The sequence below is a fragment of the Pseudomonas sp. FP818 genome, from assembly GCF_030687335.1.
GTDB lineage: Bacteria > Pseudomonadota > Gammaproteobacteria > Pseudomonadales > Pseudomonadaceae > Aquipseudomonas > Aquipseudomonas shahriarae.
Window position 1 is genome coordinate 5,580,910 of sequence record NZ_CP117427.1, and the last position, 20,699, is coordinate 5,601,608.

20 protein-coding genes are annotated in these 20,699 nt (G+C 61.8%); 8 read left to right on the plus strand and 12 right to left on the minus strand.

Annotation, left to right across the window (positions count from 1 at the left end; translation table 11 throughout):
• Window positions 1–14: 14 nt before the first annotated feature.
• The gene (locus tag PSH80_RS25530) at window positions 15–494 is read right to left on the minus strand and encodes an RNA pyrophosphohydrolase (RefSeq protein WP_053128161.1); all 480 of its coding nucleotides are present in this window, start codon (window positions 492–494) and stop codon (window positions 15–17) included.
• 143 nt (window positions 495–637) lie between these two features.
• Between PSH80_RS25530 and PSH80_RS25535 the strand changes: the two genes are divergently transcribed.
• Window positions 638–1,294 (plus strand): HAD family phosphatase, encoded by a 657-nt coding sequence (locus PSH80_RS25535; protein WP_305418629.1) that lies wholly within the window; start codon window positions 638–640, stop codon window positions 1,292–1,294.
• Window positions 1,295–1,406: 112 nt separating this feature from the next.
• Here PSH80_RS25535 and PSH80_RS25540 read toward each other — a convergent pair whose 3' ends face one another.
• Both PSH80_RS25540 and ilvA read right to left on the minus strand, forming a co-directional pair.
• Window positions 1,407–1,820, minus strand: a complete 414-nt coding sequence (locus PSH80_RS25540) for a DUF2269 family protein (RefSeq protein WP_057960912.1) — start codon at window positions 1,818–1,820, stop codon at window positions 1,407–1,409.
• Window positions 1,821–1,860: 40 nt separating this feature from the next.
• On the minus strand, window positions 1,861–3,375 hold the full coding sequence (ilvA, locus tag PSH80_RS25545) for a threonine ammonia-lyase, biosynthetic (RefSeq protein ID WP_057440412.1): 1,515 nt from the start codon (window positions 3,373–3,375) through the stop codon (window positions 1,861–1,863).
• Between the two features lie 136 nt (window positions 3,376–3,511).
• On the opposite strand from ilvA, the gene rpiA reads away from it, so the two are divergent.
• On the plus strand, window positions 3,512–4,183 hold the full coding sequence (gene rpiA, locus PSH80_RS25550; protein WP_057960913.1) for a ribose-5-phosphate isomerase RpiA: 672 nt from the start codon (window positions 3,512–3,514) through the stop codon (window positions 4,181–4,183).
• 362 nt (window positions 4,184–4,545) lie between these two features.
• Window positions 4,546–6,492 (plus strand): autotransporter domain-containing protein, encoded by a 1,947-nt coding sequence (locus PSH80_RS25555; protein ID WP_305418631.1) that lies wholly within the window; start codon window positions 4,546–4,548, stop codon window positions 6,490–6,492.
• Window positions 6,493–6,499: 7 nt separating this feature from the next.
• Here the strand turns inward: PSH80_RS25555 and PSH80_RS25560 are convergent, their stop codons facing one another.
• From PSH80_RS25560 to PSH80_RS25575, 4 genes are all read right to left on the minus strand, one after another.
• Window positions 6,500–7,420, minus strand: a complete 921-nt coding sequence (locus tag PSH80_RS25560; protein WP_057960915.1) for an SdiA-regulated domain-containing protein — start codon at window positions 7,418–7,420, stop codon at window positions 6,500–6,502.
• Between the two features lie 121 nt (window positions 7,421–7,541).
• The gene (locus PSH80_RS25565) at window positions 7,542–8,468 is read right to left on the minus strand and encodes an SdiA-regulated domain-containing protein (RefSeq protein WP_198791887.1); all 927 of its coding nucleotides are present in this window, start codon (window positions 8,466–8,468) and stop codon (window positions 7,542–7,544) included.
• A gap of 264 nt (window positions 8,469–8,732) precedes the next feature.
• Complete coding sequence (locus PSH80_RS25570) at window positions 8,733–9,398, minus strand: fumarylacetoacetate hydrolase family protein (RefSeq protein ID WP_057440416.1); 666 nt, start codon at window positions 9,396–9,398, stop codon at window positions 8,733–8,735.
• 24 nt (window positions 9,399–9,422) lie between these two features.
• Window positions 9,423–10,817, minus strand: coding sequence for an FAD-binding oxidoreductase (locus tag PSH80_RS25575; protein WP_057960917.1), 1,395 nt, complete (start codon window positions 10,815–10,817; stop codon window positions 9,423–9,425).
• 205 nt (window positions 10,818–11,022) lie between these two features.
• On the opposite strand from PSH80_RS25575, the gene serA reads away from it, so the two are divergent.
• Complete coding sequence (gene serA, locus PSH80_RS25580) at window positions 11,023–12,252, plus strand: phosphoglycerate dehydrogenase (protein WP_029289418.1); 1,230 nt, start codon at window positions 11,023–11,025, stop codon at window positions 12,250–12,252.
• A 63-nt stretch (window positions 12,253–12,315) separates the two neighbouring features.
• Here serA and PSH80_RS25585 read toward each other — a convergent pair whose 3' ends face one another.
• The gene (locus tag PSH80_RS25585) at window positions 12,316–12,753 is read right to left on the minus strand and encodes a DUF4399 domain-containing protein (protein ID WP_305418632.1); all 438 of its coding nucleotides are present in this window, start codon (window positions 12,751–12,753) and stop codon (window positions 12,316–12,318) included.
• Between the two features lie 134 nt (window positions 12,754–12,887).
• Here PSH80_RS25585 and PSH80_RS25590 point away from each other — a divergent pair, with 134 nt between their 5' ends.
• Window positions 12,888–13,517 (plus strand): transporter substrate-binding domain-containing protein, encoded by a 630-nt coding sequence (locus PSH80_RS25590; RefSeq protein WP_120734304.1) that lies wholly within the window; start codon window positions 12,888–12,890, stop codon window positions 13,515–13,517.
• Window positions 13,518–13,551: 34 nt separating this feature from the next.
• Here the strand turns inward: PSH80_RS25590 and PSH80_RS25595 are convergent, their stop codons facing one another.
• Both PSH80_RS25595 and PSH80_RS25600 read right to left on the minus strand, forming a co-directional pair.
• The gene (locus PSH80_RS25595; RefSeq protein WP_216312031.1) at window positions 13,552–14,046 is read right to left on the minus strand and encodes a DUF523 domain-containing protein; all 495 of its coding nucleotides are present in this window, start codon (window positions 14,044–14,046) and stop codon (window positions 13,552–13,554) included.
• Between the two features lie 2 nt (window positions 14,047–14,048).
• Window positions 14,049–14,681, minus strand: a complete 633-nt coding sequence (locus PSH80_RS25600) for a 2OG-Fe(II) oxygenase (protein ID WP_057440421.1) — start codon at window positions 14,679–14,681, stop codon at window positions 14,049–14,051.
• 131 nt (window positions 14,682–14,812) lie between these two features.
• On the opposite strand from PSH80_RS25600, the gene PSH80_RS25605 reads away from it, so the two are divergent.
• Complete coding sequence (locus tag PSH80_RS25605) at window positions 14,813–15,565, plus strand: DUF2059 domain-containing protein (RefSeq protein WP_057440422.1); 753 nt, start codon at window positions 14,813–14,815, stop codon at window positions 15,563–15,565.
• Between the two features lie 41 nt (window positions 15,566–15,606).
• On the opposite strand, the gene PSH80_RS25610 is transcribed toward PSH80_RS25605, so the two are convergent.
• Window positions 15,607–16,548 carry an alpha/beta hydrolase gene (locus PSH80_RS25610; protein ID WP_057960918.1) on the minus strand — a complete coding sequence of 314 codons (942 nt, stop codon included), beginning with the start codon at window positions 16,546–16,548 and terminating at the stop codon, window positions 15,607–15,609.
• Between the two features lie 111 nt (window positions 16,549–16,659).
• Between PSH80_RS25610 and PSH80_RS25615 the strand changes: the two genes are divergently transcribed.
• Both PSH80_RS25615 and PSH80_RS25620 read left to right on the plus strand, forming a co-directional pair.
• Complete coding sequence (locus tag PSH80_RS25615) at window positions 16,660–17,235, plus strand: DUF6436 domain-containing protein (protein ID WP_057960919.1); 576 nt, start codon at window positions 16,660–16,662, stop codon at window positions 17,233–17,235.
• A 27-nt stretch (window positions 17,236–17,262) separates the two neighbouring features.
• Complete coding sequence (locus tag PSH80_RS25620) at window positions 17,263–19,632, plus strand: penicillin acylase family protein (protein WP_198817229.1); 2,370 nt, start codon at window positions 17,263–17,265, stop codon at window positions 19,630–19,632.
• Between the two features lie 25 nt (window positions 19,633–19,657).
• Here the strand turns inward: PSH80_RS25620 and PSH80_RS25625 are convergent, their stop codons facing one another.
• Window positions 19,658–20,623 carry a GlxA family transcriptional regulator gene (locus PSH80_RS25625; protein WP_057960921.1) on the minus strand — a complete coding sequence of 322 codons (966 nt, stop codon included), beginning with the start codon at window positions 20,621–20,623 and terminating at the stop codon, window positions 19,658–19,660.
• Window positions 20,624–20,699 lie beyond the last annotated feature (76 nt).

A 20,699-nucleotide genomic window follows, 5' to 3' on the forward strand; every position in this document is an offset into this window, starting at 1 on the left:
GTCGAACTCCGTCGTCAGTCGCGCGATAAAAGGCGCGGGGCAAGCTCTTTGAGAGCGCGACGATAAACCTCGCGCTTGAATGTCACCACCTGGCCCAACGGATACCAATAACTGACCCAGCGCCAGCCATCGAACTCCGGTTTACCGGTCAAATCCATCCGCACCCGCTGCTCGTTGGAGATCAGGCGCAGGAGAAACCACTTTTGCTTCTGGCCGATGCACAGCGGTTGGCTGTGGGTACGCACCAGGCGTTGCGGCAAACGATAGCGCAACCAGCCTCGGGTACAGGCCAGAATTTGCACATCTTCGCGCTCCAGGCCGACTTCTTCGTTCAACTCACGGTACAGGGCGTCTTCAGGGGTTTCGTCGGGGTTGATCCCACCCTGGGGAAACTGCCAGGCATCTTGGTTGATTCGGCGAGCCCATAGCACCTGTCCGGCATCATTCGTAAGAATAATCCCGACATTTGGACGGAAACCATCGGGGTCGATCACGGCAACAACCTCGCAAACGCATGTCGCCGCATTGTTCCACAAAGCTTGTTGCAGCGGCAACGAGGCTGCTTACCTTATGTGCACTCTTGTGAAAAGACCGTATTCTGGACGCCTTTTTACAGACTTTTCAGCGAGTAACCGCAATGCGCCTGGCTTTATTCGACTTGGACAACACGCTTTTGGGCGGCGACAGTGACCACGCCTGGGGTGATTACCTGTGTGAACGCGGCATCCTCGATGCCGTTGCCTACAAGACCCGCAACGACGAGTTCTACCAGGATTACCTGGCCGGCAAGCTGGATAACGCCGCGTACCTGAACTTCAGCCTGGAAATCCTCGGCAGCACCGAGATGGCCCAGCTCGACGAATGGCACCGCGACTTCATGCGCGACTGCATCGAGCCGATCATCCTGCCCCATGCCGTGGAACTGCTGGCCAAACACCGCGCCGCCGGTGACACGCTGGTGATCATCACCGCCACCAACCGCTTTGTCACCGCGCCGATTGCCGCACGGTTGGGGGTTGAAACCCTGATCGCCACTGAATGCGAGATGGCCGATGGCCGCTACACCGGGCGCAGCACCGATGTACCGTGCTTCCGTGAGGGCAAGGTGACGCGCTTGAATCGGTGGCTGGAAGAAACCGGCTTTAGCCTGCAAGACAGCTATTTTTACAGCGATTCGATGAATGACCTGCCGCTGCTGGAGCAGGTGACTCACCCGGTGGCAGTGGATCCGGATGCAAATCTGCGGGCCGAGGCCCAGAAGCGTGGTTGGCCGGTGATTAGCCTGCGCGGCTGATAAAGCTTTCGCGAGCAAGCCCGCTCCCACATTTGATCGGGTTCCACCTTTGGAATGCAGTCGAATGTGGGAGCGGGCTTGCTCGCGAATGAAGGCGACCCGGTTTCCAGCCTTAAACGGGTTTGGCGCCCATCAACCCGGCAATCGCCACAAACCCCACCAGGCTGACAATCGCCAGGGCCAGGGTGAACTTCGCACTGCCCGTACCGCCCAGCCGCAGGCGATTGAGGCGCACCACCAGCCAGAACCAGGCCAGCGCCGCGACGCTGTAGATCACGCTGGAACCCAGGATCCACGTCTGCCCCAACGGCCAGCCGACCAGGTGCACCAGCCACCAGCCGGTAAACGGCATGCTCACCAGGCTTACGCCCATCAACAACCAGACAAACAGCCATGGCCGATGCAACGTAACCGCCGGGCCAGCGGCGCGCTTGCGCCAGCTCAGCACGGCCAGGGCCAGGCCACTGGCCAACAGCAGCACCGTTGCCACCATGTGGATCGTCTTGAGGGTTGTCAGATATTCCATGCTCTCGATTCCTTAAAGGCCGCCCAATCAGCGTAGTCGCTCAACCGAGGAACAGCTGATAGGCCGGGTTGTCGCTTTCATCCCAATACGGGTAACCAATCGCTGCCAACGCCGCCGGCACCAGATGGCGCTCGTTGGCCGGCACTTGCAGCCCGGCGACCACACGGCCGTCGGCCGCGCCGTGGTTGCGATAGTGGAACATCGAGATGTTCCAGCGCCCGCCCAATTTGTTAAGAAAGTTGAACAAGGCCCCCGGACGCTCCGGGAACTCGAAGCGGAACACCAGTTCATTGCTGACGTGCGCCGCGTGGCCGCCGACCATATGGCGAATGTGCAACTTGGCCAGTTCGTTCTCGGTCAGGTCCAGCACCGGGAAACCCTGCTCGCTCAGGCTGGCAATCAGCGCGCTGCGCGGGTCGGTTTCCGGGTGGGTCTGCACCCCGACAAAAATGTGCGCTTCGCTGCCGGAATGGTAGCGGTAGTTGAATTCGGTGATCTGGCGCTTGCCCACAGCCTCGCAGAAGGCCTTGAAGCTGCCCGGGCGCTCGGGAATGGTCACGGCAATGATCGCCTCGCGACCTTCACCCAACTCGGCGCGCTCGGCCACATGGCGCAGGCGGTCGAAGTTGACGTTGGCCCCGGAATCAATGGCGACAAAGGTCTGGCCGCTGACACCACGGGTTTCTACATACTTCTTGATCCCCGCCACGCCCAATGCCCCTGCAGGCTCGGTGATGGAGCGGGTGTCGTCGTAGATATCCTTGATCGCCGCGCAGATTTCATCGGTGCTGACGGTGATCACTTCATCCACGTAGTCCTTGCAGATATCGAAGGTGTGCTGGCCGATCTGCGCCACCGCCACGCCATCGGCAAAGATCCCCACGGCCGGCAGCACCACGCGCTCGCCCGCGGCCATGGCAGCCTGCAGGCAATTGGAGTCGTCCGGCTCGACACCGATGATCTTGATCTCCGGGCGCAGGTACTTCACATACGCCGCGATACCGGCAATCAGACCACCACCGCCCACCGGGACGAAAATCGCGTCCAGCGGCCCCGGGTGCTGGCGCAGGATCTCCATCGCCACGGTGCCCTGCCCGGCAATGGTGTGCGGATCATCGTAAGGGTGAATGTAGACGTAGCCTTTTTCGTCGACCAGCTTCAGCGAATACGCCAGCGCTTCCGGAAAGGAGTCGCCATGCAGCACCACTTTGCCGCCACGGGAGCGTACGCCTTCGACTTTGATTTCCGGGGTGGTCTTGGGCATCACGATCGTGGCCTTGACCCCCAGCACCTTGGCCGCCAGGGCCAGGCCCTGGGCATGGTTACCCGCCGAGGCGGTGACCACGCCACGGGCGCGTTCTTCGGCCGTCAGTTGGGTCAACTTGTTGTAGGCGCCGCGAATCTTGAAGGAAAACACCGGCTGCAAGTCTTCGCGCTTGAGCCAGACCTTGTTGCCCAGGCGCTCGGAGAGCTGGCGGGCGGTCTGCAACGGGGTTTCCACGGCAACGTCGTAAACGCGCGAGGTGAGGATCTTTTTGACGTACTGTTCGAGCATCGGAAAGCATCACTGGGCGGGTTGGGCAGGGCCGAGGAGTCTAACCCGCCTTTTGGCCGGACGACCACACGAATCCAGAGGTTTTGTTGGGTTATACTCGCGCCCCTCTTTACTCCCCGCCCGTTCCGGAGCCCGCATGACCCAGGATCAACTCAAACAGGCAGTGGCCCAGGCCGCCGTCGATTTAATCCTTCCTAAACTCGACGATAAAAGCATCGTCGGCGTCGGCACCGGCTCCACCGCCAATTGCTTCATTGACGCGCTGGCCTTGCACAAGGGCGCATTCGACGGCGCCGTGGCCAGCTCCGAAGCCACCGCCGCGCGCCTCAAGGGCCATGGCATTCCGGTGTACGAGCTCAATACCGTGAGCGACCTGGAGTTCTACGTCGACGGCGCCGATGAAAGCGACGAGCACCTGAACCTGATCAAGGGCGGCGGCGCAGCCCTGACCCGCGAGAAGATCGTCGCGGCCGTGGCCAAGACCTTTATCTGCATCGCCGACGCCAGCAAGCTGGTCCCGGTCCTGGGCAACTTCCCGCTGCCCGTCGAAGTGATCCCCATGGCCCGCAGCCACGTGGCTCGCGAGCTGGTGAAACTGGGCGGCGACCCGGTGTACCGCGAAGGTGTGCTGACCGATAACGGCAACATCATCCTCGACGTGTTCAACATGCAGATCACCAACCCGGTGGAGCTGGAGACCCAGATCAATGCCATCGTCGGTGTGGTGACCAATGGCTTGTTTGCGGCACGGCCTGCTGATGTGCTGCTGCTGGGGACCCGTGAAGGCGTGAAGACCCTCAAGGCCTAAGTACACACAGAACCCCTGTGGGAGCGGGCTTGCTCGCGAATACGGTGTGCCAGTCACCGATTTTGCTAGCTGACACACCGCATTCGCGAGCAAGCCCGCTCCCACATTTTTGACCGCGCTCCATCCGATGGACATGTAACAAAACCGCTACTTTTCGCAGCATCCCCTCCCCCGCCTGCCCCAATCTGTGCGCCAGGTCACGGCAGCCCCCGCCGCATCTGGTATCAAATCCGTTACAACTTATAGCCAGGCGACCCCCACTTCCAACAACGCGCCAATTCGCGCTTGCCCCATGGAATGAGGCGCGCATTGTGCAATCGGTCCCGCCGAGCCACTCCCTCAACCACCTCAAGGAAGACCTTGTGATCAAGCCCCTAGCCCTCGCTGTCAGCGTTGCCTGTACCCTGCTGTCGACTCAATCCCATGCCTACGACTATGGCGAGCACGCCAATGTCACCCTGGAAAAGCTGATCACCGACTACCCCGGCCGCTATCGCGGCACGGCCAACTTCGCCGGGGCCGCCGACTGGATGCAGAGCCAGATGGGCAGCGCCTATGACATCAGCCGCCAGGATTTCACCTGGAATGGCGGCAGCCGCGCCTCGCAGAACGTGGTGGCCTACGCCGCCGGCACCAAACCGCAGTACGTGGTGATTGGCGCGCACTTCGATACCTACTTCGGCCGCCCGGCCCTGCAAGGCCTGGACGACAACGGTTCAGGCGCCAGCGTGCTGACCGAAGTGGCGAAGAACCTCGGCGGCCTGCAACTGGAAAACGGCTTGCAGATCGTCGGCTTCGGCGCCGAAGAGGAAGGCTTGCGTGGCTCCAGGGCCTTTGTCGATTCGTTGAGCGCCAGCCAGCGCGCCAATATGCTGGCCATGATCAACCTCGACAGCCTGATCACCGGCGACATGATGTACGCCCACGCCGGCCAGAACAGCACCGCCAACCCGGCCCTCGCCTCATTGCGCGAGCACACCTTCCAGATCGCCAAGGAGCTGAACATCAACCTGTTCACCAACCCCGGCCTGGACGCGCAATACCCCGCCGGCACCGGCTGTTGCAGTGACGGCGAAGCCTTCGAGGGGCTCAATATCCCAATCCTGTATGTGGAAGCCACCAACTGGGAACTGGGTGCCCTGGACGGCTACACCCAGACCGACAACCCGGCGATCCCCGGCGGCTCGACCTGGCACGACCCCGATGAAGACAACAAGACGGTCCTGACCAACGCCTTCGGCCAGGAACGCATCGACCAGCGCCTGCGCGACTATTCGCGCCTGCTCAGCCGCCTGGTGCTGGAGCTGACCAATGCCGACTTGATGGCTTCCACCACCTCGGGCGGCGCAGTTGCGCGCAATATGCAGGACAACCTGCAGCGCCAGCACCAGGCCATGGTGCGCCTGCATGACCGGCGCTGGCTGACCCTGCAATCGGCCAGCCGTGAAGTGGGCAGTTTCGATGGCGAGATCGGCGTGGACGGCGAATACAACCCGGACAGCGGCTTCGACACCGCCCCCAACCCCGAGGCCCGGCGCCTGGGCCTGCATGCCCTGGGCGACTATCAACTGAGCAGCAGCCTGAACATCGGCGCCAGCCTCAGCTACCTCAACGGCCGCGACAAGCTGGAACACCGTGGCAAGCTGCAAAGCGACACCTGGCAAGCTGCGGTCTACGCCCTGTTGAACGATGGCGGCCCGACCTGGCTGGCCGGTGACCTGAGCGTGGGCCACAGCAGCTTCGACTCAAAACGCAACCTGCTGATCCAGGCCAATGGTGGCCCCGTGCTGCTTAACCAGCAACTGACTGGCGAGACCGACGCCCTGTCCCTGGGTGCCCGAGTGCTCGGCGGTTATGACTTCGATCTGGGCGCGATCAAGACCGGGCCGTTTGCCGGGCTCGATTACAGCCACTCGCGCATCGACAAGTTCCACGAGAAGCAGAACCTGCGCACCGCCCTCGAATATGAAGAGCAATCCTTCGACTCCCTTGAAGCCAGCCTCGGCTGGCGTGTGCGCGGTGCCGTGGCCCTGCCTTACGGCCTGAGCCTGATGCCCTACGGCGACATCGCCTGGGTCAAGGAATTGGCCGACGGCCGCCTCGACGACCTCGACCTGACCGCCCGCGCCGACGGCCAGGCCCGCACCGCACGCCTGGGTTCAGTGGACAAGAGTTTCGGCCGCGCGCAGGTCGGCAGCCAATTGGCGATCACCCCACAGCTTGGGGTGTACGCCGAAGTGAACGGCCGCCTGGGCCATGCCGAAGGCAGCCAGACCGGCTATTCGCTGGGCGTGCAGTGGATGTTCTGACCCGCGCCTACCGCTGCTCGGGCTTTTTCTTGAAGACATAGAACAGGTTCGGCTCACTCACCAGGTACAACGTGCCATCGTCATCCATGGCGATACCCTCGGCTTGGGGCACGCGTTTTTTCAAGCCATTGCGCCCCTTGAGCAGCGACAAGCTGCTCAAGGGGCGACCGTCGATATCCAGTTCCAGCACCAGGTACGACTCATCGGACAGCGCCAGTAAATGGCCGCTGCGCTCATCGTATTGCAGGCTGGACAGGTCGCGTACAAACAGCCCGGCATCGCGTCGGGGGTTGTTGACTACGTGGACCGAGTAGGTTTTTTCCGGTTTGAAATGGGGAAAGCCGTGCACTTCGTAGATCAGCATCGGGTCCCGCTCCTTGGCGACAAACAGGCGCTTGCCCACCGAGTCATAGGCCAGCCCTTCAAAGCCTTTATTGCCCTTCAGGTGCACACCCAGGGTCATCTGCTCGGCCTCGGCCGCGTCGAGAAACTGCGTGTCGTCCTCCAGGTGAATCTTGATCAGCCGCTGCTGGCGCTCATCGCTGACCACATAGGTGTTCTCGCTGATGAACTCCACCGCTTCGGCATCGCCAAAACCCACCAGGTTGATACGCCGCAGGATCTTGCCGTCCAGGGACAGTTCAACCAGTTCGGCGTTTTGATTGGTCACGGTAAACAGGCTCTTGCGCACCGGGTCGTAGGTCAACGCCGAGACATCATCATCCAGGCCCTCAATCACCTGGGCTTCCAGCACCACCTCATAGTCCGCCAGGCCAATGGAGCGTTCATCCAGCGGCTGGCGCCAGGTCTGCCAGTTGAACCAGGCGCGCTCGAATAAACGAAACTGCTGGGCAACCACGCCCACGGCAACCAGGGCGATCAACAGTAGGATAAGAAGGGCAGGTTTGGGGCGGGCAAATCGGCGCATGGAGGCTGGCTCAAAGTCAAAACTGGCAAATGAATATCACAGCCGTCTGAATTTAAACTTAAACGCAGCTCAATGTCTGGGGAATGCCGCGCATAGAGAAGAGTCCGACGTAATCAATCAGCTATTTCTGCTTATCGAACCGATAAAACAGATTGGGCTCGCTGACCATGTACAGCGTGCCGTTTTCGTCCATGGTTACGCCTTCGGCGCGGGGGATCGTGCTTTTCAGGCCATTGAAGCCGCCCAGCACGGTCATGAAGCTGACCTGCTGACCCTTTTCGTCCAGCTCCAGCAGCAGATGAGAGTCGGCGGACAGCACCAACAGGTGGCCGGTACGCGGATCGACACTCAAGGCCGAGAGGTTGCGGATATCCAGTTCGGAGCTGGGCAACTTCCGCTTGTCGCCCGCCAGGACCTGGCCGCCATCGCTGGCCCAGGTAAACAACTGCGCCGGGCGCTCGATACCCAGCACCAGCTGTTGATTGCGTTTGTCCCAGGTGATGGCCTCGAATGCCTTGTTCTGGTTCTCGGAGGGGCCCAGGTCGTAGCTTGGGAAGTCGGCGAAAGCCAGTTCGTGGGTGTCGGCATCCACCTTGACCAGCGTCACGTTGTGCCTGCGCTCATCCACGATGCCTATCACGCCGTTTTCCATGACCGTCACGCCTTCCGGGTTGCTCCAGCCCACCAGGGGAATCTTGCGCAGCACATCGCCCTGCAGGCTGAGTTCCACCAGGAACGGGTTGCGGCCCATCACTGCGAATAAGGTTTTGGTCTGCGGGTTGTAGGCCAGGTCCGACGCTTCGTCCTTTTCCATGCCGGGCAATGGCTTGGCGTCGATCACCGTCTGGTAGTCCGGAAGCCAGACGCTTTCTCGGCGTTCGACCGGGCTTTCAAAGCGCTCCAACACCCATAACGCGCCCCGGTCATCCCAGTGCATCAACCAGGAAACCCCGTACATGATCACCCCGGCCAGCAACAGCCAGGAGTACCAGCGCATATTCATGCGCGGGCGCGGGGTGGGATTCGCAGAAGAAAGGGGTACGGCCATGGAGGCATTCCAGATAATCGGCTGTCGGTGATGGCCCAGGGCTCAGAGCGCCTGGGTGCCATATGGCCGAGGATTATCCGGATGGCGTGTGAAAAAAATGCAAAGCCCTGATGTGCGCAGCACGCACAAATAATCTGTGTACGAGCTTGTGTGGGAGCCGGGCTCGCCCGCGATGCAAGCACCGTGGTGTATCAGGCACACCGCGGGGATGCTATCGCAGGCAAGCCAGCTCCCACACAAGCCGGCTCCTACAGAGGGATGGGGTTAGCGTACGGCGCTTTCGAAGCGACTGACACCCGGCAGTTCCAGCACCAGTTCGTCACCCACTTGCAGCGGGCCCACGCCCACAGGGGTGCCGGTCAGGATCACATCCCCGGCCTGCAGCGAGAAGCAACCGGCCATGTGCTGGATCATCGGCACGATCGGGTTGAGCATCTGCGCGCTGTTACCGTCCTGGCGCACCTGGCCATTGATGGTCAGGCGAATGCCGATATCGGTAAAGTCCGGGAAGGTGCTGCCCACCACGAACGGGGCAATGACTGCCGCGCCGTCGAAGGACTTGGCGATTTCCCACGGCAGGCCCTTGGCCTTGAGTTCGGCCTGCTTGTCGCGCAAGGTCAGGTCCAGGGCCGGGGCGAAGCCGGAGATGGCGTCCAGCACTTCTTCACGGCTCGGGGTTTTCGACAGGGGTTTGCCGATCAGCACCGCGATTTCCGCTTCGTAATGCACCGAACCGCGCTCGGCTGGAATGGCAAAGCCGCCTTCCAACGGCACCACGCAACTGCCCGGCTTGATAAACAGCAGAGGCTCGGTCGGCACCGGGTTATCCAGTTCCTTCGCGTGTTCGGCGTAGTTGCGCCCGATGCAGACCACTTTACCCAGTGGAAAGTGGATGTTGGTGCCGTCGACGTACTTGTGCTGATAGCTCATGGACCGCTTCCTCGTTCGTGATGGTTAAACAGCGAAGATCTTGCCCGGGTTCATGATCCCGTTCGGGTCGAACACCGCTTTCACTGCCTTCATGTATTCGATTTCAACCGGGGAACGGCTGTACGTCAGGTAGTCGCGCTTGGTCATGCCCACGCCATGCTCGGCGGAGATCGAGCCGTTGTACTTCTCGACAGTCTCGAACACCCACTTGTTGACGGTAGCGCACTTGGCGAAGAACTCGTCCTTGGACAGGTTTTGCGGCTTGAGGATGTTCAAGTGCAAGTTGCCGTCACCGATATGGCCGAACCAGACAATTTCGAAGTCTGGGTAGTGTTCGCCGACGATCGCATCGATTTCCTTAAGAAATGCCGGCACTTTCGACACGGTGACCGAGATGTCGTTCTTGTACGGCGTCCAGTGGGAGATGGTCTCGGAGATGTACTCGCGCAGCTTCCACAGGTTGTGCAACTGGGTTTCGCTCTGGCTCATCACGCCATCCAGCACCCAGCCCTGCTCGACGCAATGTTCGAAAGTTTCCAGGGCGTGGTTGGCCACTTCTTCGGTAGTGGCTTCAAATTCCAGCAGGGCGTAGAACGGGCACTCGGTGTCGAACGGTGCCGGCACATCGCCACGGCCGAGGACTTTGGCCAATGCCTTGTCGGAAAAGAACTCAAAGGCGGTCAGGTCCAGCTTGCTCTGGAACGCGTGCAGTACCGGCATGATCGAGTCGAAGTCAGCAGTGCCCAACACCATGGCGGTGAGGTTTTTCGGCGCCCGGTCCAGGCGCATGGTGGCTTCGACCACAAAGCCCAGGGTGCCTTCGGCGCCGATAAACAGCTGGCGCATGTCGTAGCCGGTGGCGTTCTTGATCAAGTCGCGGTTCAGTTCCAGCACATCGCCCTTGCCGGTGACGACCTTCATGCCCGCCACCCAGTTACGGGTCATGCCGTAGCGAATGACCTTGATCCCGCCGGCATTGGTGCCGATATTGCCGCCAATCTGGCTGGAACCGGACGAGGCGAAGTCCACCGGGTAGTACAGGCCGTTTTCTTCGGCGACGTTCTGCAACTGCTTGGTGACCACACCCGGCTGGCACACGGCGGTGCGATCGGTGAGGTTCACGTCGAGGATCTGGTTCATATAGTCGAACGACACCACCACTTCGCCATTGGCCGCCACGGCGGCCGCCGATAGACCGGTACGCCCACCGGATGGCACCAGCGCCACCTTGTGCGTGTTGGCCCAGCGGACAATGGCCTGCACCTGTTCAATGGTCTTGGGGAAGACGATAGCGGTCGGCGCGGGGGCGAAGTGCTTGGTCCAATCCTTGCCGTAAGCCTCTAGGGAGTCGGCATCGGTCAGCACTTTGCCGGGCTCAACCAGGGTCTTTAGCTCATCAATCAGGGCAGGATGGGTCATCGACAGAACTCTCGAACAATTCATGGTCATCCTGAGAACGCTTCACGTCGCAGGAATGAGTGTTTAGCGGGGCGCGTATGCTAGCATACCGCCCCCGCAGGACAGAGCCCAAGGGCGTTTCTGCGGTGACGGCTTTCCTGCCGTCCGGGTCAGCTTAAGCGATCCGATTCCCTGCCATTTTTCTCCGGGATACAGGTTTACGCAGATGAGCAAGACTTCTCTCGATAAGAGCAAGATCAAGTTCCTTCTTCTGGAAGGCGTCCACCCATCGGCCGTCGACGTCCTAAAGGCCGCCGGGTACACCAGCATTGAGTACATCACCAGTTCTCTGCCGGAATCCCAGCTCAAGGAAAAGATCGCCGACGCGCACTTTATCGGCATTCGCTCCCGCACCCAGTTGACCGAAGAGATCTTCGACCACGCCAAGAAGTTGGTGGCGGTCGGCTGTTTCTGCATCGGCACCAACCAGGTCGACCTCAATGCAGCGCGCGAGCGCGGTATCGCGGTGTTCAACGCCCCGTACTCCAACACCCGTTCCGTGGCGGAGCTGGTGTTGGCGGAAGCCATCCTGCTGTTGCGCGGTATCCCTGAGAAGAACGCTTCCTGCCACCGTGGCGGCTGGATCAAGAGCGCGGCCAACTCCTTCGAAATCCGCGGCAAGAAGCTGGGTATCGTCGGTTACGGCTCCATTGGTACCCAACTGTCGGTACTGGCTGAAGGCCTGGGCATGCAGGTGTTCTTCTACGACACCCTGACCAAGCTGCCGTTGGGCAACGCCACCCAGGTGTCGAGCCTGACCGAACTGCTGGGCATGTCCGACATCGTTACCCTGCACGTGCCGGAAACCGCTGAGACCCAGTGGATGATCGGCGAGAAAGAAATCCGCGCCATCAAGAAGGGCGGGATCCTGATCAACGCCGCACGCGGCACCGTGGTCGAGCTGGATGCCCTGGCCGACGCGATCAAGGACAAGCACCTGATCGGCGCCGCCATCGACGTGTTCCCGGTGGAGCCACGCTCCAACGACGACATCTTCGAAAGCCCGCTGCGCGGCCTGGACAACGTGATCCTGACCCCGCACATCGGCGGCTCCACCGCTGAAGCCCAGGCCAACATCGGCCTGGAAGTGGCAGAGAAGCTGGTCAAGTACAGCGACAACGGTACGTCGGTGTCCTCGGTCAACTTCCCGGAAGTGGCCCTGCCGGCTCACCCTGGCAAGCACCGCCTGCTGCACATCCACCAGAACATCCCGGGTGTGATGATGGAGATCAACAAGGTTTTCGCGGAAAACGGCATCAACATCTCCGGTCAGTTCCTGCAGACCAACGAGAAGGTCGGCTACGTGGTGATCGACGTCGACGCCGAGTACTCGGACCTGGCGCAAGAGAAGCTGCAGCACATCAGCGGCACTATTCGTAGCCGCGTGTTGTTCTAAGGTTTCAAGCGTGTACGAAAAAGGGAGCCCCTCGGGGCTCCCTTTTTTTCGTCTGAACAAATCTTACTTGACGGTAACGGTGATCACTTTTGAGGCTACAGTAGGCTCGAACTGACGATGCAGGTTATCGCCCGCCACCAGTTGCAGGGTGTGCTTGCCTGGGGCCAGGGTCAGCTCGGTCTTGGTTTGCGCCTTGCCGAAGTGGATCACGGTATCGGTGGCCGGAATCGGCTGGCTTGGGTCAGGCAATTGGGTCTGGTCGACCAGCAGGTGGTGATGGCCTGCGCCTGGCGCCTGTTTGTCGATAGGTTCCAGATCCATGCCTTTGATGCCGAACTCGACGGTGAAGGTCTTATCAACCGTAGCACCATCCTTGGGTGAAACAATGAACACTTCAGCACCCTTTGGCGCCGGTGTACGTGGGATATCTGCGGCAGACGCCAGCATTGAAGCCCCCAGCAGCAGGCTGGCCAGGGTTGCACGAGACAAAATGGCTTTCATTAACTTCTCCAGTTTTTCTGTGAAATCTGTAGGGTTATGACAACTTAGTGACGAAACGTTGTCCAAGGCACTCGACACCATAGCAAAGCGAGCCTTAACCGCGTCTCGCACCTTCGAATTCTTTAGGAGTGACCATGCGTTTTCTGCCTGGCCTGTTACTTGTGCTGCCTTTGCTGAGCCCCCTGGCTCACGCCGAACTGTTCGACGACGTGTTTGACCGTGGGGAGCTGCGCATTGCCCTGGAAGCGGACACGCCGCCCTTCAACTTCAAGGAAGGCGACAAACTCACCGGTTTTGAAGTGGAACTGGGTGAGTTACTGGCTCGGGAAATGGACGTACGCGCCTCCTTTATCACCACCGACGACAGCGACTTGCTGCCCGGCGTGGAAAGCGGCAAGTACGACGTGGCGATCAACCACATCGCTGTGACTCCTGAACTGCAGGATCGTTTCGATTTCAGCGCGCCGTATAGCTATTCCAGCGCAAGCTTGATTGCACACAAGCAGCAAAAGCCCCTGCTGGGCAGCCTCGATGCGCTCAAGAGCAGCCAGTTCATAGCCAAGGCGCAGCCCGCTGAAGGTGTGGACCTGCGCCGCCCGGTGAATGCCAACGCGACGTTGACCCTGGCGATCCCCTTCCAGAAGGGCAACCCGGCGTTCAAATCGAGCCTGGACAAAGCACTGGAGCGGATCAAGGCCGATGGGCGGCTGACGGCGCTGTCGGAAAAGTGGTTTGAGGCTGACACCAGCAAACCCACCCAATAAGCAATGTGGGCACAAGCCTAACCTCACATTGGATCTAGGTCGGGTTTGAGAGCTGGGCCAGGGCGGCAGCCGCCTCAACCAGCTCCAGCTCGCTGAACACCAGTACCCCATGGCGCTTGAGCAACGCGGCCGTCACGCCTTCGCCCGTGACTTTCACCCCACTGAAGGTGCCGTCATACGTCAGCAGGTTGCCGCATGACGGGCTGTTGGCCTTGAGTACGGCGATGCGGATGCCATGAAGCTGCACCAAAGCCAGGGCCTGGCGCGCGCCGTCAAGGAAGGCTTCGCTGAAGTCCTCGCCATTGGCGGTCAACACTTGGGCGCGGCCTTCCCACACATCCATGCCCTGCCCGCCCGGAATCTCGGCAGATGGCCGTGGGGTAGGCAGGCCACCGCCCACTTCCGGACACACCGCGACCACTCGGCCCTCGGCTTGCCAGGTCGCCAGTTGGTCAAACGGCCCGCTGGCCCCACCGTCGTAACGTACGCGATGCCCCAGCAGGCAGCGGCTGACCAGAATCTTTTGCATGCTCAAAACGGCTCGTTGCCCCGCCGGCGAAACCAGCCGGTCAGGGACAAGCGTTCGCGGTGGGCAGGCAGGACTTCATGGGGCACTTCCCCCGACAGGAACACCACCAGGCAACCGCCGGCGGGGTCCACATCGTGCTCAACGCCGTCCTTGAGGTACATGCGTAACTGGCCGCCGTGCTCGGGCAGCCAGTCCTGGTTCAGGTAGACCACCGCCGAGACCATGCGCCGGTCATCGTCGCGAAAACGGTCGAGGTGCTTGAGGTAAAACGCCCCCGGCGGGTACATGGCGAAGTGGCATTCGAACTCTTCCAGGCCGAGGAACAGCCCACGGTTCATCGCCAGCCGCAGGCTGTCCATCAACGCCAGATAGCGGTCGCAGATAGCTGCCTGGCCGGGCTCCAGCCACTGGATATGGTCGCCACGGATCCCCTCGCGAATCTCCTGGGCCGGGCCGCGTCCGACAGCGGCCGGTGCCAATTCACCTTCAGCGGCACGTTTATGGCACTCAGCCGCCAGTTCCAGGGTCAGAGCCTCTGGCAGGAAGATGTTCTGCTGCGACCAGCCCTTCACGGCCAGGTCGTCGACAATGCGTAGCAGCAGCGGGTCATCAGGGGATATTTGCATGGCGCGCATAGTATCCATACGCCTGGCAAACCGACAGCGCCGCCTAGCGCCTAAACACACTTTAGTCAGGTGACTGATAGGACTTCTCGACAAATCCTACGCCCGACACGGACAATAGTGGCCGACTGACAGGAGTCCCTATGCGTCGTTTGTTTTTATCCTTGCTGATGTTCTGCGTATTGCCCGCCTGGGCAGACAGCCATGACCAGTTGTATGCGGTCGCCGGCTGGCCGGAACAACGCGCGCATTTTAATGACGCCTTGAGTGCTGCCCAGCAGCGCTACCGCAACAGCTTGCCGCCGGCGGTGTACCAGGCGCTGGTGGACAACAGCAATAAACGCTTCGCCCCCAAGGCCATGGATCAGCGCGCCGAAGCCCAGTTGCGCCAGAACCTGGCGGACCCCAAACCGGCGCTGGCGTTTTTCCAATCGCCGCTGGGGCGCAAGATTGTCGCCGCCGAGTTGCTGGCGACCCGCCGTGACCAGCTGGCCAAGAACGCCCAGGGTTTGCCGCAGATCCAGGCCGACGCCACCCGCAGCCTGATCATCGGCCACCTGGCCCAGGCCCTGCCCGCCCGCGAAGCCGGGGCCGAGGTCAGCCTGGCGATTGCCGGCGTGGCCGCAGATAGCCTGAGCCAGATGATCCCCGGCCTGTTGGGCGGCGGTCAGGCGCAAAGCATGCTCAACGGCCAGCGCGAGCGCTTGATGCAGCAGATCGGCAATGACCTGAACAACACTTTGCTGTACGTCTATCGGGATCTGTCGGACCCGGAGCTGGAAGAGTTCGCCACCTTTGCCGAATCGCCAGAAGGCAAGGCTTACTACCAGGCGGCACTGGCGGCGATCCGCGCCGGGCTGGCGGTGGGGCAAAGCACTTCAAGCCTGGCCCCGTAACAATCTGCGAGCGGGTTTGCCTGCTCCCAGATTTGATTGCGTCAGGTCAGATGGTCGCTGAGGAACTTGAAGTATTCCTCGCGAATTTGCGGCAGTTCATTGGCCAGATGATGCCGGCCCTTGGGCAACATCAGGATCTGCGGCTGATCAAACTTGCCGCGCAGCACCTGCAGGTTGTGCTGCCAATCCACCGTCATATCCTCCTCGCCCTGCACGATCAGGGGCCGCCGCGTGCTGCGCGGCGCGGCCTCGATGCGTTTGATCCAGCGCGCCAGCGCGCCCACCCAGGCGGTCGGCAACTGCCGGGGCTGTAGCGGATCGGCTTCGAGGAACGGACGGAACGCCGGGTCATTGCTGTTATCGCTGAAACGTCGGGCGATGCCTTTGACGAACGGCTTGAGCAGGTAATAGCTCAGTTGCGACCAACCCCAGGCACGCGGCCGCACCAGTGGCGACAACAGGAAGGTCTGGCCTTGCGCCGGGCTGCTGGCGCCCTGGTTGAGCAGATGGTCCACTACAATCGCCCCGCCAGTGCTTTGCCCGAACAGATGCCAGGGCTTGGGCAGCTGCAGCGCGTCGGCCTGTGCGAACAAGCCCTGCACCACATGCTGGTACACCGCGAAGTCGTCGATACTGGCGCGCTCACCGCTGGACAGGCCATGGCCCGGCAAATCGCAGGCAATCACCACGAAGCTCTGGTCCAGACCCCATTCCACCACGCTGCGGTACAACCCCATGTGGTCGTAGAAACCGTGGAACATAAACAGTGTTGCCACAGGTTGCGCCGGCCACCAGACCTGGCTGACTACCTCGAACCCATCCACTTCGAAGCGCCCCAGGCGGCTGGCCACCAGGGTTTTGCGCGCGGCCAGGTCCAGCCCGTAGAAGCGCTGGTAGACCCTGGCCTCAGCCGAAAGCGGCTGCGCGTCCACCAGGGGCCGCAAGCTTTCGCGCAGATGATCGGGGTCAAAGGTAACGGGCATAAGTACTTCCAGACTAGGGCTTCACAGCAGTGAACAGATGAATATCGAGTCGCGATATTCATCTGTCAGGGCAAGCATGGCAAGCTACGCCACCGTCGAGGATTGTTCTGAATGCGAAAACCCTACCGCTCTGCCCTGCTCGCCAGCCTGATCCTGCTGATCTGCGCCGCCGTGCTGTGGGCCGCGTATGACTGGTTCCAGGGCCGCTACCTGCGGGCATTCAGCGAGCATACGGCGGTGTTCTCCGGCGACCTGCTGCGCCTGCCCGACGACCTCGCCGGGCCCGGCCCGATCCGCCTGGTGCACTTCTGGGACCCGGCCTGCCCGTGCAATGTCGGCAACCAGCAGCACCTGAGCGAACTGATCGAGCAATACGCGCCCCAGGGCGTGGAGTTCTATGCCCTGCAAAAAACCGGCAGCCACGGCCAACTGCCCGAGAACCTCGGCGCGATGAAAATCATCACCGCCCTGCCCGGCGCCGACCAGGTGCCCGCCAGCCCAGCGGTGGGCATCTGGGACCGCAACGGCAAACTGGCGTATTTCGGCCCGTACAGCGAGGGCCTGACCTGTAATTCGAGCAACAGCTTTATCGAACCGATCCTGCAGGCGCTCAACGGCGGCCGGGCGGTGAATGCGACCCACACCCTGGCGGTGGGCTGCTATTGTTCCTGGCCAAAAGGCTCCTAGCCCAACTTCTAATAATAAGGATCGTTCATGAAGCGCGTCTTGTCGGGTCTCGCGGCCCTGCTGGTGTTGATCGCCCTCGGGGCTGGCTGGTACGTCTACAGCAAGCAACCGACCCGCCAGGGCACGGTGGAGCTGGCCAACCTGCAAGGCTCGGTGACGGTGCGCTACGACGACCGTGGGGTGCCGCATATCCGCGCCGAGAACGAGGCCGACCTGTATCGTGCCCTGGGGTATGTGCATGCCCAGGACCGCCTGTTCCAGATGGAAATCATGCGCCGCCTGGCGCGCGGTGAGCTGGCCGAGGTGCTCGGCGCCAAGTTGCTCGACACCGACAAGCTATTCCGCAGCCTGCGCATCCGCGAGCGCGCCACCACCTACGCGGCGCAGATGGACCGCCAGTCACCGCACTGGAAGGCCCTGCAAGCCTATCTGGACGGGATCAACCAATATCAGGACCGCCACGCCAGCCCCATGGAGTTTGACGTGCTGGGCATCCCCAAGCGGCCGTTCACCGCCGAAGACACCATCAGCATCGCCGGTTACCTGGCCTACAGCTTTGCCGCGGCTTTTCGCACAGAGCCCTTGCTGACCTACGTGCGCGACCAACTGGGCAGCGACTACCTGAAGGTGTTTGACCTCGACTGGAAACCCAAGGGCGACCTGAGCCTGGCCGCCGCCGACTGGCAGGGCTTGAGTGCCATCGCCCGCCTCAGCGAACAGGCCCTGGCCGACAATGGCCTGCCGCAGTTCGAAGGCAGCAACGCCTGGGCCATCAATGGTAACCGCACCAAGAGCGGCAAGCCGTTGCTGGCGGGCGACCCGCATATCCGTTTCTCGGTGCCGTCGGTGTGGTACGAGGCGCACCTGTCGGCGCCCGGCTTTGAACTCTACGGTTATCACAACGCCCTGGTGCCGGTGGCGTTCCTGGGCCACAACAAAGCGTTCGGCTGGAGCCTGACGATGTTCCAGAACGATGACCTCGACCTGATCGCCGAGCAGGTCAACCCGGACAACCCCAACCAGGTGCGCTACCACGACCAGTGGGTCGACATGACGACCAGCGAGCAACAGATCGCGGTCAAGGGCCAGGCCCCGGTGACGCTGACCCTGCGCCAGTCGCCCCACGGCCCGATCATCAACGACGTGCTCGGCGCCAATGCCGGCACCACGCCGATTGCCATGTGGTGGGCGTTCCTCGATACCGAAAACCCGATCCTCGATGGTTTCTACCAGCTCAACCGCGCCGACACCCTGGCCAAGGCCCGCATGGCAGTGGCCAAGGTGCATGCGCCCGGGCTGAATATCGTGTGGGCCAATGCCAAGGGCGATATTGGCTGGTGGGCTGCAGCGCAGTTGCCGATCCGCCCGGCCGGGGCCAACGCCGGATTCATCCTCGATGGCAGCACGGCCCAGGCCGACAAGCTGGGCTTCTACCCTTTCAGCGCCAACCCCCAGGAAGAAAACCCGGCCCGTGGCTACGTGGTCTCGGCCAATGCCCAGCCGGTGTCGCCTACTGGCGTGCAGATCCCCGGCTACTACAACCTGGCGGACCGTGGCCAACAGTTGAACGCGCAATTGAGCGACAACCAGGTCAAATGGGACCTGGACAACAGCCAGGCCCTGCAACTGGGCACCACCACCGCCTACGGGCCACGCCTGCTGGCGCCGCTGTTGCCGGTGCTGCGCGAGGTGGTCAAGGATCCCGCCGAACTCAAGTTGCTGGAACAGTTGGCCGCCTGGAAAGGTGATTACCCGGTGGAGTCGATCCCCGCCACGCTGTTCAACCAACTGTTATACGACCTGACCGACGCGGCCTTTCGTCCCAAGCTGGGTGACGAGATGTTCAAGACCCTGATCACCACCCGTGTGGTCGACGCCGCCTTGCCGCGCCTGGCCGCTACTGCCGATTCGCCGTGGTGGAACGGGCAGCGCGCCGCGACCGTCAAGCGCGCCTGGGACAACAGCCTGGCCCATCTGAAAAGCACCTTCGGCGACGACCCGGCACAATGGCAGTGGGGCAAGGCCCATACCCTGACCCACGGCCATCCGCTGGGGGTCAAGCAGCCGCTGGACCAGATCGTCAATGTCGGGCCGTTTGCCGCACCGGGCAGCCACGAAGTGCCGAACAACCTGTCGGCAATCATTGGCCCGGCACCGTGGCCGGTGACTTACGGCCCGTCCACCCGACGCCTGGTGGACTTCGCCGACGCCGCTCACGCCCTGACCATCAACCCGGTGGGCCAAAGCGGCGTGCCATTCGACAAGCACTATGCCGATCAGGCCGAGACCTATATCGAAGGCGGGTACGAACAGGCGCATTTTGATGAAGAAGAGGTCCAGGCCAATACCCGTGGCACCCTCAAACTGTTGCCCTCCCGCCCCCCACAACAGCCCTGAAGAAACACACTAAACATGTGGGAGCTCAAACCAGCGCCGCAAAGTTGAGTCGGAACTGCTGCGGCGTCACCCCCAGCCGGCGATTGAACACACTGCGCAGGTGCTGGGCGTCGCGAAAGCCGCATTGGTAGGCCACGGTCTTCAGCGGCGCCGTGCTGCTTTCCAGTAGCACCCGCGCCGCATCCACCCGCGCCCGCTCGACAAACTCCGCCGGAGTGATCCGCGCCTCGCGGGCAAATACCCGCGAGAAATTGCGCGCACTCATATTGGCCGCGCGGGCCAGATCAGCAATGCCCAGGTCGCCGGTCAGGTTCGCCAGCACATACAACTGCACCTGTGCCACGGCCGAGGTGGCTTCGGCGTGGGGCGTGAGAAACGGGCTGAACTGCGATTGGCCGCCGCTGCGCTGGGTAAACACCACCAGGCGCTTGGCCACGCTCAGGGCCACTTCCGGGCCGTGGTCCTGGGCCAGCAGGTACAACGACAGGTCGATACCCGCCGTGACCCCGGCCGACGTGTAGAGGTTGCCGTCCTGCACGTAGAGGCGGTCGGCGTCGACCTGAGTCGAGGGGCATAGGCGCGCCAGATCAGCCGCGTCGCTCCAGTGGGTGGTAACGGTTTTGCCATCCAGCAATCCGGCCCGGGCCAGCATGAAGGCGCCGTTACAGATCGAACCGAAGCGCCGGGCCCTGGCGCTGGCGTCCTGCAGCCATTGATTGAACGCCAGGCCGAAATCCTCGAAGGGCAACTGCGGGCCGCCAGCGACCAACAGCAGGTCATAGGCTTGCAGGGCTTCGCTGTAATGGGTGTGGGCCTGCAAGGACAGACCGTTGGAACAGGCGATCTGACCCTGGACCTGGCCGATGACTTCGAGCTGGTAATGATCCTCCGGCGCCAGGAAGCGATTGGCCTCGCAGAACACATCCATGGGACCGGTCACATCCAGTGACTGGACGCCGGGAAAGATCAGGATCGCGACGGTCTTGTGCATGGGTAAACCTTCCTCTGGACTGTCGCAAAACCCTGTGGGAGCTGGCTTGTCTGCGATGGCATCCCCTGGGTATACC

Excerpts from the sequence above, each read along its gene's own strand:
- PSH80_RS25615 (WP_057960919.1), top strand. The coding sequence starts at position 16,660 with ATGCGAAAACCCTACCGCTCTGCCCTGCTCGCCAGCCTGATCCTGCTG.
- PSH80_RS25595 (WP_216312031.1), bottom strand. The coding sequence starts at position 14,046 with ATGCAAAAGATTCTGGTCAGCCGCTGCCTGCTGGGGCATCGCGTACGT.
- PSH80_RS25610 (WP_057960918.1), bottom strand. The coding sequence starts at position 16,548 with ATGCCCGTTACCTTTGACCCCGATCATCTGCGCGAAAGCTTGCGGCCC.
- PSH80_RS25535 (WP_305418629.1), top strand. The coding sequence starts at position 638 with ATGCGCCTGGCTTTATTCGACTTGGACAACACGCTTTTGGGCGGCGAC.
- serA (WP_029289418.1), top strand. The coding sequence starts at position 11,023 with ATGAGCAAGACTTCTCTCGATAAGAGCAAGATCAAGTTCCTTCTTCTG.
- rpiA (WP_057960913.1), top strand. The coding sequence starts at position 3,512 with ATGACCCAGGATCAACTCAAACAGGCAGTGGCCCAGGCCGCCGTCGAT.
- PSH80_RS25600 (WP_057440421.1), bottom strand. The coding sequence starts at position 14,681 with ATGCGCGCCATGCAAATATCCCCTGATGACCCGCTGCTGCTACGCATT.
- PSH80_RS25570 (WP_057440416.1), bottom strand. The coding sequence starts at position 9,398 with ATGAGCTATCAGCACAAGTACGTCGACGGCACCAACATCCACTTTCCA.
- PSH80_RS25625 (WP_057960921.1), bottom strand. The coding sequence starts at position 20,623 with ATGCACAAGACCGTCGCGATCCTGATCTTTCCCGGCGTCCAGTCACTG.
- PSH80_RS25540 (WP_057960912.1), bottom strand. The coding sequence starts at position 1,820 with ATGGAATATCTGACAACCCTCAAGACGATCCACATGGTGGCAACGGTG.
- PSH80_RS25565 (WP_198791887.1), bottom strand. The coding sequence starts at position 8,468 with ATGGCCGTACCCCTTTCTTCTGCGAATCCCACCCCGCGCCCGCGCATG.
- PSH80_RS25605 (WP_057440422.1), top strand. The coding sequence starts at position 14,813 with ATGCGTCGTTTGTTTTTATCCTTGCTGATGTTCTGCGTATTGCCCGCC.
- ilvA (WP_057440412.1), bottom strand. The coding sequence starts at position 3,375 with ATGCTCGAACAGTACGTCAAAAAGATCCTCACCTCGCGCGTTTACGAC.
- PSH80_RS25575 (WP_057960917.1), bottom strand. The coding sequence starts at position 10,817 with ATGACCCATCCTGCCCTGATTGATGAGCTAAAGACCCTGGTTGAGCCC.
- PSH80_RS25620 (WP_198817229.1), top strand. The coding sequence starts at position 17,263 with ATGAAGCGCGTCTTGTCGGGTCTCGCGGCCCTGCTGGTGTTGATCGCC.
- PSH80_RS25590 (WP_120734304.1), top strand. The coding sequence starts at position 12,888 with ATGCGTTTTCTGCCTGGCCTGTTACTTGTGCTGCCTTTGCTGAGCCCC.
- PSH80_RS25560 (WP_057960915.1), bottom strand. The coding sequence starts at position 7,420 with ATGCGCCGATTTGCCCGCCCCAAACCTGCCCTTCTTATCCTACTGTTG.
- PSH80_RS25585 (WP_305418632.1), bottom strand. The coding sequence starts at position 12,753 with ATGAAAGCCATTTTGTCTCGTGCAACCCTGGCCAGCCTGCTGCTGGGG.